The sequence below is a fragment of the Aeromonas tecta genome, assembly GCF_000820185.1.
In the GTDB taxonomy this organism is placed as follows: Bacteria; Pseudomonadota; Gammaproteobacteria; order Enterobacterales; family Aeromonadaceae; genus Aeromonas; species Aeromonas tecta.
Genome location: NZ_CDCA01000025.1, coordinates 358,491 through 372,129, shown reverse-complemented (window position 1 = coordinate 372,129; position 13,639 = coordinate 358,491). Strand labels below are relative to the sequence as shown.

General features: G+C 64.0%; 13 protein-coding genes. 2 read left to right on the top strand and 11 right to left on the bottom strand.

What is annotated here, in order from left to right:
* Positions 1 to 5: 5 nt before the first annotated feature.
* Complete coding sequence (locus BN1137_RS10830; protein ID WP_050718606.1) at positions 6 to 887, bottom strand: DMT family transporter; 882 nt, start codon at positions 885 to 887, stop codon at positions 6 to 8.
* 94 nt (positions 888 to 981) lie between these two features.
* Here BN1137_RS10830 and BN1137_RS10825 point away from each other — a divergent pair, with 94 nt between their 5' ends.
* Complete coding sequence (locus BN1137_RS10825) at positions 982 to 1,464, top strand: MarR family winged helix-turn-helix transcriptional regulator (protein WP_050718669.1); 483 nt, start codon at positions 982 to 984, stop codon at positions 1,462 to 1,464.
* A 43-nt stretch (positions 1,465 to 1,507) separates the two neighbouring features.
* Here BN1137_RS10825 and mltB read toward each other — a convergent pair whose 3' ends face one another.
* The 10 genes from mltB to BN1137_RS10775 all read right to left on the bottom strand — a co-directional run bounded on the left by mltB (position 1,508) and on the right by BN1137_RS10775 (position 11,234).
* Positions 1,508 to 2,599, bottom strand: a complete 1,092-nt coding sequence (mltB, locus tag BN1137_RS10820; protein ID WP_050718605.1) for a lytic murein transglycosylase B — start codon at positions 2,597 to 2,599, stop codon at positions 1,508 to 1,510.
* A 95-nt stretch (positions 2,600 to 2,694) separates the two neighbouring features.
* Positions 2,695 to 3,300, bottom strand: a complete 606-nt coding sequence (locus BN1137_RS10815; RefSeq protein WP_050718604.1) for a CDP-alcohol phosphatidyltransferase family protein — start codon at positions 3,298 to 3,300, stop codon at positions 2,695 to 2,697.
* A 2-nt stretch (positions 3,301 to 3,302) separates the two neighbouring features.
* Entirely contained in the window at positions 3,303 to 3,971 is a 669-nt protein-coding gene (locus BN1137_RS10810) for an ATP-binding cassette domain-containing protein (RefSeq protein ID WP_050718668.1), read from the bottom strand.
* Positions 3,972 to 4,041: 70 nt separating this feature from the next.
* On the bottom strand, positions 4,042 to 5,727 hold the full coding sequence (locus BN1137_RS10805) for an ABC transporter permease (RefSeq protein ID WP_050718603.1): 1,686 nt from the start codon (positions 5,725 to 5,727) through the stop codon (positions 4,042 to 4,044).
* Positions 5,724 to 6,899, bottom strand: a complete 1,176-nt coding sequence (locus BN1137_RS10800) for an ABC transporter substrate-binding protein (RefSeq protein WP_050718602.1) — start codon at positions 6,897 to 6,899, stop codon at positions 5,724 to 5,726. Before BN1137_RS10800 ends, BN1137_RS10805 begins: the two co-directional genes overlap by 4 nt.
* Before the next feature lie 22 nt (positions 6,900 to 6,921).
* A complete protein-coding gene (locus BN1137_RS10795) occupies positions 6,922 to 9,090 on the bottom strand; it encodes an FAD-dependent oxidoreductase (protein WP_050718601.1) in 2,169 nt (722 codons plus the stop codon).
* A complete protein-coding gene (locus BN1137_RS10790; protein WP_050718600.1) occupies positions 9,087 to 9,722 on the bottom strand; it encodes a carboxymuconolactone decarboxylase family protein in 636 nt (211 codons plus the stop codon). The genes BN1137_RS10795 and BN1137_RS10790 overlap by 4 nt, the downstream gene beginning before the upstream one ends.
* A gap of 8 nt (positions 9,723 to 9,730) precedes the next feature.
* Complete coding sequence (locus BN1137_RS10785) at positions 9,731 to 10,417, bottom strand: DUF1499 domain-containing protein (RefSeq protein WP_050718599.1); 687 nt, start codon at positions 10,415 to 10,417, stop codon at positions 9,731 to 9,733.
* A 115-nt stretch (positions 10,418 to 10,532) separates the two neighbouring features.
* Entirely contained in the window at positions 10,533 to 10,811 is a 279-nt protein-coding gene (locus BN1137_RS10780) for a peptidylprolyl isomerase (RefSeq protein WP_042651377.1), read from the bottom strand.
* Between the two features lie 48 nt (positions 10,812 to 10,859).
* Positions 10,860 to 11,234: a hypothetical protein gene (locus tag BN1137_RS10775; protein ID WP_050718598.1), complete on the bottom strand. Its 375-nt coding sequence runs from the start codon at positions 11,232 to 11,234 to the stop codon at positions 10,860 to 10,862.
* 549 nt (positions 11,235 to 11,783) lie between these two features.
* Between BN1137_RS10775 and tamA the strand changes: the two genes are divergently transcribed.
* The gene (gene tamA / locus BN1137_RS10770; protein ID WP_050718597.1) at positions 11,784 to 13,559 is read left to right on the top strand and encodes an autotransporter assembly complex protein TamA; all 1,776 of its coding nucleotides are present in this window, start codon (positions 11,784 to 11,786) and stop codon (positions 13,557 to 13,559) included.
* The last annotated feature ends 80 nt before the right edge of the window (positions 13,560 to 13,639 follow it).

Genomic DNA, 13,639 nt, shown 5'->3' with positions numbered 1-13,639 from the left:
CCGAGTTAACCGTTGTCGACCCTCTCGGTGGCGGCCTTGCGAGTCTGCCAGCGTTTGAAGAAGGCGCGGCCCGGCAGCTTCATCAGGAACAGGGAGAGCAGGATCACCCCGATGCCGAGCCACTGGCGGCCGTCCAGGGTCTCACCCACCATCAGTACCCCGAGCGACACCGCCACCATGGGATTGGTGAGGGCCAGCATGCCCATCACCTCTGGGCCGTGGCGCTTGAGGCCCCACAGCCAGGCCCAGTAGGCCAGCGCCGTATTGAGCAAGATGAGCCAGCCAAAGGCGGGAGCACTCGCCAGCTGTGGCATCGGCATGGGCCCTGCCAGCCACCAGGCCAGCGGGATCAGCATCAGGCCGCCGAGCAGCAGCTGCCAGGCGGTCAGCGCCAGCAGATCGCTCACCGGCCAGCGCTGCATCCAGCGACTGGATTGGCCGATGAGCACGGTGGCGAGCAGGGCGCAGGCGACACCGACAGGATCCAGGTTGGCGGACGGGTTGAGCAGCAGCAATACGCCGGCGAGCCCCATCAGGCCCAGCAGCAGCCATTTGAGGGTCGGCCTCTTGCCATCTTGCAGCCAGGCCAGCGCCATCAGGATGAGCGGCAGGGTGGCGCCGAGGGTACCCGCCACGGCGCCCGGCAGGCGAAAGGCCGCCACGAACAGCAGGGCGAAGAAGGCGGTGATGTTGCAAAACGCCAGCAGGAATTGCCGACTCCAGGTCAAGGGCGGCCAGCGCGGATGCAGCAACAGCAACAGCACGCCAGCGGGGAGCGCTCGCCACACCGCCACCCAGTAGGGGGAGTAGTCGGTCAGGTAGAGGCTGACCAGCGCATAGGTACTGCCCCACAGCAGGGGGGCGAGCAGGGCGATCAACAGTGGCATGGCTATCTCATGAATAAGTATCTTTAAGTAAAGATACATTAGTCGCGAGTTAGTTTATTATCAAGTATCTTTACGAAAAGATAGTGGAGCCATGATGGAGTGTGATCATGTAGACCTGCTGCTGGCGCAGTGGGCCCAGCAACGACCGGATCTCGACTGCTCGCCCATGGGGGTGGTGGGACGGGTGGCCAGGATGGCGGCGATCGCCGGCCGTGAGGTGAACGAAGAGCTGAAAGAGTGTGGCCTGCTGGGCTCGGACTTCGATATTCTGGCGACCCTGCGCCGGGCCGCCGGGCCGCTGACCCCGACCCAGCTCTACCAGTCCGCCATGCTGACCTCGGGGGCCATGACGGCCCGGCTCGACAAGTTAGCGGAGCGCGGTCTGATCGAGCGCCAGGCCGCCCCGACTGACAGGCGCAGTCTCTTGGTCAGCCTGACGGCGGCTGGGCGGGAGCTGATCGACAGGGCGGTGGAGCGACATGTGGCGAACGAGCGTCGCCTGCTGGCCCCCCTGACCGAGGCCGAGCAGGCGCAGCTGGCTGCCTTGCTCAAACGCTGGCTACTGGAAAACGAATAGCAAAAACGGGCCAGAGGGCCCGTTTTTTCATCCTGCAGCAGGATTAATAACTGCCTTTGGCATCCTTTACCGCCAGACCCAACTGCCACACTGCCATGGCGTAGTGGGTGCTGTGGTTGTAGCGGGTGATGGCGTAGAAGTTCGGCAGGCCGTACCAGTATTGATAGCCGGTGCCGACGTCCAGACGCAGCAGGCTCGCCTCCTTGTGATTGCCAAGGGAGGCGATGGGGGCGAGGCCGGCGCCGCGCAGGGTGGCGACCGGGTAGCGGGTCTGGAAGCCGTGCTCATAGCCGGGCAGCTGGCCCTGACCGCGCACCGCTACCGGTTGTCCCTTCTCCCAGCCATGGGCCTTGAAGTAGTTTGCCACGCTGCCGATGGCATCCACCGGATCCCAGAGGTTGGTGTGGCCGTTGCCATCGAAGTCGACCGCGTAGCTCTGGAAACTCGACGGCATGAACTGGCCGTAGCCCATGGCGCCAGCGTAGGAGCCTTGCGGCTGCGCGGGATCCATCCCCTCATCCCGGGTCATCACCAGGAAGGCTTCCAGCTCGCCGGTGAAGAACGTGGCCCGGCGCGGATAGTCGAAGGCCAGGGTCGCCAGCGCATCCAGGATGCGGGTCTTGCCCATCACTCGGCCCCAGCGGGTCTCCACCCCTATGATGCCGACGATGATCTCCGGTGGTACCCCGTAGATCTGCTGCGCCCGGTTCAGCTCGCTCTCGTATTCACGCCAGAAGTTGACGCCGTTTTGCACGTTGTCCGGGGTGATGAACTTGGCGCGATAGCGGTTCCAGGCACCGGTCGGGCCGGTCGGCGGCGTGGTGGTGGGGGCCTGGGCATCCATCAGCTTGATGATCCAGTCGTAGCGCTGGGCCTGTGCCAGCACCTGATGCAGCTGTGCACTGTCAAAACCGTGCTTTTGCACCATGCGTTGCACGAACTGGTCCACATTCGGGCGATTGGCGAAGTCTCCCTTGCTAACCCCTTGACTATAAACTGGTTTATTCGGCGGTGTCTGATTGATAAAGGCGCTGTTGGGCTGCGGTTTGACCACAGCCGCGGGGGCCGGGGTGCTGCTGCAGCTCTGGATCAGCGGCAAGGCAGAGAGGGTGAGAAGGCAGACAAGGCGACGCATAGGGATTCTCGGAGGAGTGAAGCTAAGTGAGGTCATGGTAAAACATTGGCGTCCATTCGCAAGTGCTCCGTATGAGCAGATGTACCCAGACGCATCTAGTCGCGCAGGGTGTGATAACCGCTCCAGAGCCGGGTCAGGGTGGTGATGAGGCAGAGCAGGGCAAAGCCGTAGGCCAGTGGCGCGAAGGCCGCGGGCCACAGGCACATCAGCACGAACAGGGCGATGGTCTCGCTGCCCTCGGTCAGGCCACCGAGGTAGTAGAGCGACTTGTGGTGGTAGACGGGGTTCTCGATGCCGCGCTTGCTGGCCATGATGGCAAAGGCCAGGAAGCTCGAGCCCGTGCCCATGAAGGCGAACAGCAGGGTGGCGGCGGGCAGGGCATTGGCGGGAGCACTCAGGGCAAAGCCCAGCACCACGGCGGCGTAAAAGATGAAATCCAGCGTGATGTCGAGAAAGCCGCCGCAGTCGGTGATCCCGTTTTGGCGCGCCACGGCACCATCCAGTCCATCCAGCAGCCGATTAAACAGGATGGCAATCAGCGCCCAGCCGTGGAGCCCCAACGCCAGCAGCGGCAGGGCCAGCATGCCGATGACAAAGCCGGCGAGGCTTATCTGGTTGGCGCTGATGCCGGCTCGGCACAGGGGCGTAGCCAGCAGCGACAGGGCGCGACGAATGAGGGGAATAAGGTGGCTGTCAAACAAGGTCAGGTCTCCTCGTATGTGGTGGAAGCGGGGGGCATAAGGTCAAGAATGGTGCCCGGTGCATCATCCTCGTCATGGGTGACCAGGATGGCCGGGATATGCAGCTCCCTTAACTGCTCGAATACCAGGGTACGAAAGGCGGCTCGCAGCGGCTTGTCGAGCCGGGAGAAGGGCTCGTCCAGCAGCAGTGCCTCGGGCTCTGCCAGCAAGGATCGCAGCAGGCTGACACGGGCCTTCTGACCACCGGAGAGCTGGCCTGGCAGCTTGTCGGCCTGATCGCTCAGCGCCACCTGGGCCAATGCTTCGAGGGCGCGTGCGCGCCGCACGCTCAGCCCCTTGAGATGGGCGGGCATGCCGAACAGCAGATTTTCCACCACCGTCAGGTGGGCAAACAGCAGATCATCTTGAAACAGCATGCCGATGCGCCGCTGCTGGGGGGGAAGGGGGGTGAGCAAGCGCTCACCCAGCCAGAGGTCGCCTTCCAGCCGAAAGGGGCCTATCCCCGTCAGAGAGCCGGGCAGTACGCCAGCCAGCGCCGCCAGCAAGGAGCTCTTGCCGCAGCCGCTTGGCCCCATCAGAGTCAGCACCTCGCCGGGGGCCACCGCGAGAGCGGGCAACCGCAGCAGGGGGCGCCCTTCCAGATGCAGGGTAAGGGGAGTGGTCAACAGCATCATGTCTGCCTCGGTGCGCGATGGGATCGGACCGCTAACCAGAGGTGCAGGGCTGGGCTCGTCAGTAACATCATTTCCCCCTTAGTCCGGAGTCAAGCAATGCGGGATTGAGTCGGGTCGGCAGCCAGAGCACCATGGCGTAAATAATTAGCGGCAACAACAGTTGCAGCAGGCCGTAGAGGCTCGCCAGCCGCCGGTTGAGGCCGCTGCCGATGGCGACCGCCTCCGTGGTGATGGTGACCACTCGCCCGGCCCCAAACAACAGGGTGGGTAGGTATTGGGCCAGGCTCACCGCCGCACCGACCCCGAAGGCGAACAGCAGCGGGCGTGCCAGCAGGGGGGCCTTCACTCGCCACCAGGCTCGCCAGGGGCTGGCACCGAGCAGTTGCGCCGCCTGCACCAGGCGGCCATCGAACTGGTGATAGGGGCCGTGCAGGCAGAGGTAGACATAAGGCGCCACGAACAACAGCTGGCTCCACAGCACCCAGCCCCAGCCGATGCCATCCCCGAGCCAGCCGCGCCCCAGCCAATCTATCTGCAGCCGCAACCCGAACAGCAGGCTGGCCTGAGGCAGCAGCAGCGGCAGGCAGATGAGCCAGTGCGGCCAGCTGTGGCGCTTGGCATGACGCTCGTGCTGCGTCTCCAGGTAGATCACTACCAGCAGCAGCGAGAGGGCGGCGCTGGCGAGCGCGAGCAGCAGGCTCTGGCCGAGCAAAGGGCCAAGGCTGGGCAGCAGATCCCGCCAATGCTGGCCACTCCACTGGCTCGGCAACAGATCCGGGAAGGACCAGCGCCGGGTCAGCGACCAGAGCAGCAAGGATGCAAGTACCAGCGCGTTGATGATGAGCAAGATGGCGATGCCAATGCTGGTCAGGCGCCCTGCCAGCCGCGAGGGGGCGGCGCGGCGCCCATCGAGCCAATGGGGTTTGCCAAGGCGGATATGGCCCCATTCGAACAGCCGCAGCGCGGCTACCAGCAGCAGGTTGCCTGCCAGCAGCAACAGGGCGCCGCTGGCACTGGCACCCCGCCAGTGCAGATCCGGGTCCTGATACCAGAGCCAGAGTCGCACCGCCAGCGGGGGTGGGGCATCGGGTCCCAATAGCAGGGCGAGATCCACAACCCCCAGGCCGTAGGCCACCACCGCATAGAGCGGCAGGCGCAAGGTGGGCCAGAGCGCGGGCAGCAGCAGGCGCCACCAGATCTGCGGTGCACTGAACCCCATGGTGTGCCCCAGCCACTGCTGGCGGCTCACCCTGGCGGGGTCGAGGGCCGCCAGCGCCATCAGCAGCAGGAAGGGGGTCTCTTTCAAGATCAGCGCCAGTATCAGCCCGAGCCCGAAAGGGTCTTTCATGGTCTGCCAGTCGGGCGGCAGCTCGAACCCGGTGAGGCCGGGGGAGAGCAGTCGCAGCAGCCAGCCGGAGGGGGCGAGCAGGAAGGCAAAACCGATGGCAAAGGCCACGTGGGGCAGGGCTAGCAGGGGGGAGAGCAGACGGCACAAGGCGCCCATCCAGCGGCTGCCCTCGCCGTGGGCGAGCAGCAGGGCGGTAAAGAGCAGGGCGCCGAGGGTGGAGGCGCTTGCTACCCAGAGGCTCAGACCAACGGAGTGCCAGAGCCTCGGCTGGGCCAGCAGCAGGCTGATGTTGGTGCGGGTTGCCCCCTCATCCAGCAAGAGCAGCAGGCCGCCGCCGAGCGGCGCGATCAGCAGCAGGCCGCACAGCAGAAGGAAGAGGGGGCGTCCCCAGCGCCTGCTCGTCATCCGCGGCCGTAGCGCTCGGCCCAGGCCGCTTCCAGCCGCAGCTGCCAGCTGGGATGGGGCTCGGCCACGGCCTTGAAGCGCAGGGCTGGGGCAGTGCCTTTTGGCAGACTGTCGGGGCTCAGCACGCTGGGATCCCCCCAGAGCGCGGGATCGGCCTTGCGCGCCTGGGCGGCGGGGCTGAGCAGGAAGTTTGCCACCACCAAGGCGCCGGCCCTGGCATTGGCGTTGAAGGGGATGGCGAGGAAGTGACTGTTGGTCAGCGCCCCCTTGGCCATGGCCACGGCCTTGACGGTGGGCGGCAGGGTGCCGTTTTGTACCGAGCTCTGGGCCTCCTGCGGGTTGAAGCTGATGGCGATGGCCAGCTCGCCGTCATCGAGCAGCTGTTTGGTCTCGGCGGCGCTGGTGGGGAACAGTTTCCCCTTGCGCCAGAGCAGGGGGTGGAGCTGGTCGAGCCAGGCCCAGAGCGGCGCGCTCAGGCGGCTGAACTCGGCATCGGTCGCCTCCCGATAGAGCGGAGCGGGATTTGGCGTCAACTCCAGCAGGATCTGTTTCAGAAAGCTGGAGCCATGGAACTGCGGCGGCTTTGGGTAGGTAAAACGGCCTGGATGCGCCTTGGCCCAGGCGAGCAGCGCCTCTGCGGAGCGGGGCGGGTTGCTCGCCTCATCCTCATTGACCATGAAATTGAGCTGACCTATGCCCCAGGGCGCCTCCAGCCCCTCCACCGGCACGGTGAAATCTTCGGTCACCGGCAGGCGCTGATCCACCAGGGCCATGTTGGGCAGATCCTGGGTGAACGGGGCCCCCAGCAGCTGCTTGTCTTTAAGCGCCTTGAAGTTCTCGCCATTGACCCAGAGCAGATCGATGGGGCCACCGTCGAGCTTGCCTGCCCGCCGGTTGGCCAGCAGTTGGCTGACACTCAGGGCGATGTCATCCACCTTCACCTGCACCAGCTTGACCCCGTATTGGTGCTTGAGCTCCTCTGCCGCCCACTGCAGATAGGCGTTGATCTCCGGGCTGCCACCCCAGGCGTTGAAATAGACGGTCTGGCCGCGGGCCTCGCTCAGGGTCTGCTGCCATGGCGCCTCGCTGGCGTCCAGTTGGGCCGCCATCAACAGGGGAAGGAGAGCGGTGCAGAGCGAGTGGAGCAGGGCGCGAAGCCGGGTCTTGAACATGGTGAGGACCTTATGCAAAGGGTCAGGCGCCGCGGCGCCAGCGATGAAAACGAGCCAGCCAGGGCAGCAGGCGGGTCGGCTGATGGGCCCGCTGCCATTCACCCGCCAGGTATTTGTTTCCCTCCATCAGGGTGGGGTAGGCGTGGACGGTGGCGAGGATCTTGCGAAGCCCGAGCCCGTGGCGCATGGCCAGCACGAATTCGGCGAGCCGCTCGCCAGCATGAGGCCCCACTATGGTGGCGCCGAGGATCCTGTCCTTGCCGGGCACCGTCAGCACCTCGACAAACCCCTCTCGCTCGCCATCGGTGATGGCTCTGTCGAGCTCGGCCATATCAAAGCGGGTTCGCTCGAAGGGGATCCCCCGGATACGGGCCTCGCGCTGGTTCAATCCCACCCGGGCGACTTCCGGGCTGGTGTAGGTGGCGGCGGGGATCACCCGGTAGTCGGCCCGAAAACGCTTGAAGGGGCTCAGCAGGGCATTGACCGCCGCATACCAGCCCTGATGGGCCGCCGCGTGGGTGAACTGATAGGGGCCCGCCACATCGCCCACCGCCAATAGGCTGGGGTAGGGGGTGGCGAGGTACTCATCCACGGCCAGGGTGCCATCTGGCGAGAGGGGCAGCGCCAAGGCTTCCAGCCCGAAGCCCTGCACGTTGGCGACCCGGCCCAGCGCCAGCAGCAGTTGATCCCCTGCCAGCTCCAGGCTCTCGTTATCGCGACGCAGGTGCAAGCGAATGGGTAAGGGCCCGGCTTGTCCATCGTCTGTCTGAGGTAGTGAGTGGACCCGTTCGGCTCGCCATCCGGTGAGCACCCGCACCCCATCGGCCTCCATCTGCTGGCGCAGCAAGGCCGCGACCTCGGGATCCTCCCTTGGCAGCAGCTGATCGGCCAGCTCCACCAGGGTGACCGGAATGCCGAGCAGCGCCAGGCTTTGGGCCAGCTCACAACCGATGGGGCCGCCCCCCAGCACCAGCAAGTGGCGCGGCGCCTCTCTGAGTTCACGCCAGAGGTTGTCCGAGGTGAGGTAGGGAACATCCGCCAATCCCGGTAAGTTAGGCACGCGCGGACGGGCGCCGGTGGCGATGACGATGTGGCGGCTGGTGAGGCGCAGGCCGTTGACCTCTACTTCCCAGGGGGAGATCACGTGGGCCTGCCCCTGGATGCACTCCACTCCCAGCGCCTGGTAGCGCTCGATGCTGTCGTGGGGTTCAACCTGCTTGATCACCTCGGCCACCCGCGCCATCACGGCGGCAAAGTCGGTGCGGGACTGGCTGGGGCTGAAGCCGAATTCGGCGGCGCGGCGCTGCTGCGCGGCGAAGCGGGCGGAGCGGATCAGCGCCTTGGAGGGGACGCAGCCGGTATTGAGGCAATCCCCGCCCATCTTGTGCTGCTCGATCAAGGCGACCCTGGCCTTGACGGCCGCGGCGATATAGCTGGTCACCAGACCGCCGGCGCCAGCGCCAATCACCAGCAGGTTGTAGTCAAAGCGGGCGGGTTTTTGATAAGGGGCATGCAGGCGGCGCAGGGCCAATTGCGTCATCACTTTTTTCATTATCAAGGGCATCAGCCCCAGCAGGGTCAGCGCCAGGATGAGGCCGGGGGAGAGAATATTGCCGGTGCTGGTGAGTGTGGCCAGCTCGCTGCCTGCCAGCACATAGACGAAGGTGCCGGGCAGCATGCCAAGCTGGCTCACCCAGAAGTAGGTGCTGATGCTGATGGGGGTGAGCCCCATCAGCAGGTTGACCAGAAAGAAGGGGAAGAGCGGGATGAGGCGCAGGCTCAGCAGGTAGAAGGCACCATCTTTCGCCATGCCCTGTTCGAACTGGGCCAGTTTGTCGCCAAAACGCGCCTTGACCCAGTCACGCAGCAAGAAACGGGCGCTGAGCATTGCGAGCGTCGCGCCGAGGGTGCTGGCAAAGGAGACCAGCAATAACCCCCAACCGATGCCGAACACGGCGCTGCCGGCCAGGGTTAGCAGGCTGGCGCCAGGCAGGGAGAGGGCGGTGCTCGCGACATAGATAAGCAAGTACAGTAAGGCGGCTTCGAGGAAGTGCGCCTGTACCCAGGCTGAAAGCTGCACCTGACGCGCCTGCAACTCGGCGAGGCTGAGGTAGCGGCCGAGATCCAGGGCGAAGAAAGTAGCGATCAAGCCGAGGATTAGTAGCAGTAACAGCAGGCGCTGACGGTTCATGGCAGCGGTTTATCCTGCCGGGGAGGGCTGGCCTGCTCGGTTGTCGGTTCGGCGGCGTCGGCCGTATCCGGCGCCGCGTCGCGCTCGGGCTGCACCGGCAGCTGGCAGAAACCCTGGGGGGCGATGTCGAGGGCGGCGTTGAACTTGGCGGACATGTTCTGGAAGGCGATGAGGCCGGTCAGCTCCACCAGACCGTCGTCGTCAAACCAGGGCTTGAGACGCCGCGCCTGCTCGTCGCTCACCCCGTCCAGCCCGGTCATGGCCTCCGCGTAGTCGAGCACGGCTTGCTCCCGCTCATCAAACAAGGGGCTGCTGCGCCAGTTCGCCAGCGCTTCCACCTTGGCGCTGGAGCCCGCCCGCTTGATCAGCGTCATGGCGTTGATGTCGATGCAAAAACGGCACCAGTTGAGCTGGGAGACCCGCACCGTCACCAGGGAGCGCAGCACAGGATCGATGGGGGAGCGCTGGCGGTTGATCACCCCATACAGGGTGGCCACGGCGGCAAACAGGCGCGGCGAGCGGCCCCAGCATTTGCCGGGGATCAGCACCTGACCATAGTTGCGCTGTTGCAGCCAGAAGAAGGGGCGGATGAACCAGGCATATTCCCGATCCGGTTTCACCTCGACACGCATGCTTAACCTCAGTGTTTCAATTGGGGTTTATAGGCCTGACCGAGGCGCTCATTCAGCCGGAACAGGAAATCCTGAATACGCGCCTTGTTGGTACCCAGATCGCTGCGCACCTGGCGAGAGGCCGATCGCATGTCGACCCGCGTCTCCTTGGGGCCCTGAAAGACCCGCAGCGCCACATCATCCTGAAAGCCGAACCAGGCGGAGGTCACCACGGCATCGAGTCCATCCGGACCGGGGCGCACCTGCCAGCCCAGCTCCAGCATCAGCTCCTCGGCTTCGGCGAGTACCTCATCGGGAGAGGCCTGGGTATAGAGAGGACCGGGGTTACCGGTAAAAGCTTGCAGAGGAGGGGCATTGATGGGGAGATCCTGCGCCGTTCTCAGCTGCTCGGCCCATTGCAGGCGGGGCGGATGGTAGGGATCGGTGCTGACGTCATTGGTGAGCGGTGTGCGCAGCGCCTGCACCACAAACAGCAGGGGCAGCAGCAGCGGGGCTATGCCCCACAGATCGGGCCACAGGTTGGTCGCCTGACGACGGCGCCAGGGCAGGCGCAGCAACAGGATGAGGCTGATCAGGGCGGCGGCGAGGCAGAGCGCGAAGCCGACCCACCAAGGCCAGAGGTGGATACGGCTGCCGAGGGCGCCCCCGAGGGGCAGTAGCCAGGCCAGCAGAGGCCACCACAAATAACTGGGCATATAAGGGATCCACTGGTTATGATGGATGAATGCTCAGAAGGATAAACTTAATTAACTGATAACGTTAGTAAATTTATTAAAGTTCTGCGGACTAATCAGAGTCGCCAGTGCCGAATCAGTTGCGGTAGAGCACCTTGATGAGGTGGAAGCCGAACTTGGTGCGCACCGGGCCCAGCACAGTCAGCAGCTCGCCCTTGAACACGGCGTCGTCAAAGGCTTTGACCATGTCACCCTTGGAGAATTCGCCGAGATCGCCGCTGCGCTTGGCGGAGGCACAGGTGGAGAAACGCTTGGCCATCTGGCCGAAGTCGGCGCCCTTGGCGAGTTTTTCCTTGATCTCGAGACACTGTTTCTCGGTCTTGACCAGGATGTGCTGGGCACAGGCTTTTTTCATGGGGCGCTCCGCGGCGATTGGGTCGATGGGGGCGCAAGATTACCCGAATTAACGCCCTGCGTCAGCCGCCAGACGTGCCCTTGGGCGAGATTGCCACAGGATCTCCAGCCCCAGCAGGGCGTACAGGCACCAGATCGCCAGTGGGTTGAGCCATTCGCCGCTCAGCTGCAGGGTAAACAGGGCGCCTCCCAGCAGCAGCAGGGTGATCCCGGGCAGCCGCCAGTGAGTCGGCAGCGGTGCCAGCATGGCCATTCCCAGCAACAGGGCGAGGCCAAAGGGCAGGTTGAGGGCGGTGAAGGCCAGCGCCTGTTGGCCACTCATGCCGGTCAACAGCGCCAGCAAAGCGCTGCAACAGGCCAGAAAGGTGATGAATTCGAGTCGGTCGGCAATATAGTCAGCCAGCTGGTCGCTACGTGAGGGCATGGAGTCTCTCCTTCGATTGATGCCATCAGTGTGGCGCAGGGGCCTGCACAGTGGCAGCGGGATAAATCGATTGGATTGAGCGAAGCTTTCTTTTCACCAATTCAAGTTATTGATTTAAATTTATTTTCCTGTTGAATAGCAGACAGGCTGTGAGGGCGGATGCGGCGATGCTGTCAAGTTGCTCCCGGTGTCTCTGCTCACCTTCTCGGCGCCGTCCCGACAGGGCTTGTCGCGTGCAACCCTTGGCCGATCAGGGTGTGCCGCCATGGGAGCGGCAGAGACAGAGGCGTGCAGCGTCGTTTTTTTGTACCCGGTTGCGGCGAGAGTGTGCGTTTTCACCCCCTCGAGCCGGGGTTTCCCTCGCCGGCTTGGCTGGTGGCGCCATTTTGCGGGTCAGGATTGCCAGCCCAGGGTGAGGCGGGAGCCAGCGCGCTACCTGCCGCCCGGTCCGGGGGTATGCTAGGATGGGCCGCGTTTGCTAGCGAGTGAGCCTCACTATCATTCTAAATAATGCAGTCTTTTAATCATGTTATGCGGGGAAATTGACGTTTGACAGGATGCTATCCTCTCCTGCCTGCAGGGATCACATCGCCCGGACGACGTCGTCGTCCTGGGCTCGGCGCGCTGGGGCTCTGCCTCTGTCTGTTGCTATTGGCGGCGCCCGCCATGGCGGCCAAGCTGACCTATCAGATCAAGGGCCTGAAAGGGGAGCAGAAGGATAACGTCGAGGCCTATCTCAATGCGTTGCCCGTCTATCAGGAGCGTCAGTATCGTCCCGCCCGCGCCACCATCACCGAAAGCGTGCAGAAGGCGCTGCAGGTCTACGGCTATTACCAGCCCAAGGTCACCCTGAGCCGCGACAAGAAATCTCCCGCCAAGGTGGTGATCGAGATAGACAAGGGCAAGCCCGTGCTCATCTCGCGCCTCGATATTCTGCTGGAGGGAGACGCGGGCAGCGACGAGGTCTACAGCGAGCTGCTGGACAAGCTGCCGCTCAAGGAGGGGGACCCCCTCAACCATGGCAAGTACGAGTCCATCAAGGCGGATCTCGGCAGCCTGGGGCTGGCCCGCGGCTACTTTGACGCCAAGATCAGCAAGAGTCAGGTCAAGGTGTTCCCGGATCAGGGCACGGCCGAGATCTTCATCCTGTTCCGCTCCGGTCCCCGCTATCACTTCGGCGAGATCCGCTACGACGCCACCCCGGAGGCGCTGCGCCTCATCCGGCCGCTGATCAACATCAAGAGTGGCGATCCCTATCTGGCGATTCGCCTCGCCGAGATGACCCAGGATGTCTCCTCTACCAAGTTGTTCAAGCAGGTGGATATCAAGCCGCTGATAAGCCAGGCCAAGGGCAACCTTGTGCCGCTGCAGGTGACGCTCAGCAACCGGGTCGACCACGAGATCGAAGCCGGTGTGGGCTACGCCACCGATGTGGGGCCGCGCATGAGTGCCACCTGGGAGAAACCCTGGGTCAACCGCTACGGCCACAGCCTCTCCAGCACCGCCAAGATCTCGGCCCCGGAGGCCGAACTCAGCTTCGATTACCAGATCCCGGTCGGCAACCCGCTGCGGGATTACTACTCGCTGCAGGCCGGTTATCAGTACACCAACAACAACGACACCCGCTCCGACCTGACCACTATCGGGGTGCACCGCTGGAAACGGCGGCCGGATAGCTGGGACAGGGACGTCTTCATTCGGTTGGAAAACGAGCGCTATGTGCAGGGCAGCGACGAGGGTAACAGCCTGCTGCTGATCCCGGGTGTCTCCTGGTCACGGCTACGGGTGCGCGGTGGAATGGTACCCGATTGGGGCGATCGCCAGCAGTTGACGACGGAGTTTTCCAGCCCTTATTGGGGCTCTGATATCAACTTCATGCGGGTGTGGGGACGCAGCAAGTGGCTGCGCACCCTGGGGGACGATCACCGCTTCCTGATGCGGGTCGAGCAGGGCGCCATCATAGGGGATGAGTTCTCGCTGGTGCCGCCTTCCTTGCGCTTCTTCACCGGCGGCGATCAGACCATCCGTGGCTACGGTTATGAAACCGTCTCCCCCAAGGATGAAAATGGCAAGCTGACCGGCGGTCGCTACACCAGCGTGGGCAGCCTGGAATACAACTACCGCTTCAGCGACAAGTGGCTCGGTGCCCTGTTCGTGGATGGCGGTACCGCCACTGTCGACTATAGCGAGGCCTGGAAGATAGGCACCGGGGTCGGGGTGCGCTGGGTCACGCCCATCGGTCAGGTGAGACTCGATCTGGCGGTGGCCATCTCCGAGGAAGGCAAGCCGTTGCGGCTGCACTTCGCGCTGGGGCCTGAACTATGAGGCAGATAAACAAGCTGCTACGTGATGTTTCAGTGATTCTATATGCTGAAATAATCAATATTTTCGATTCAATTATGCTG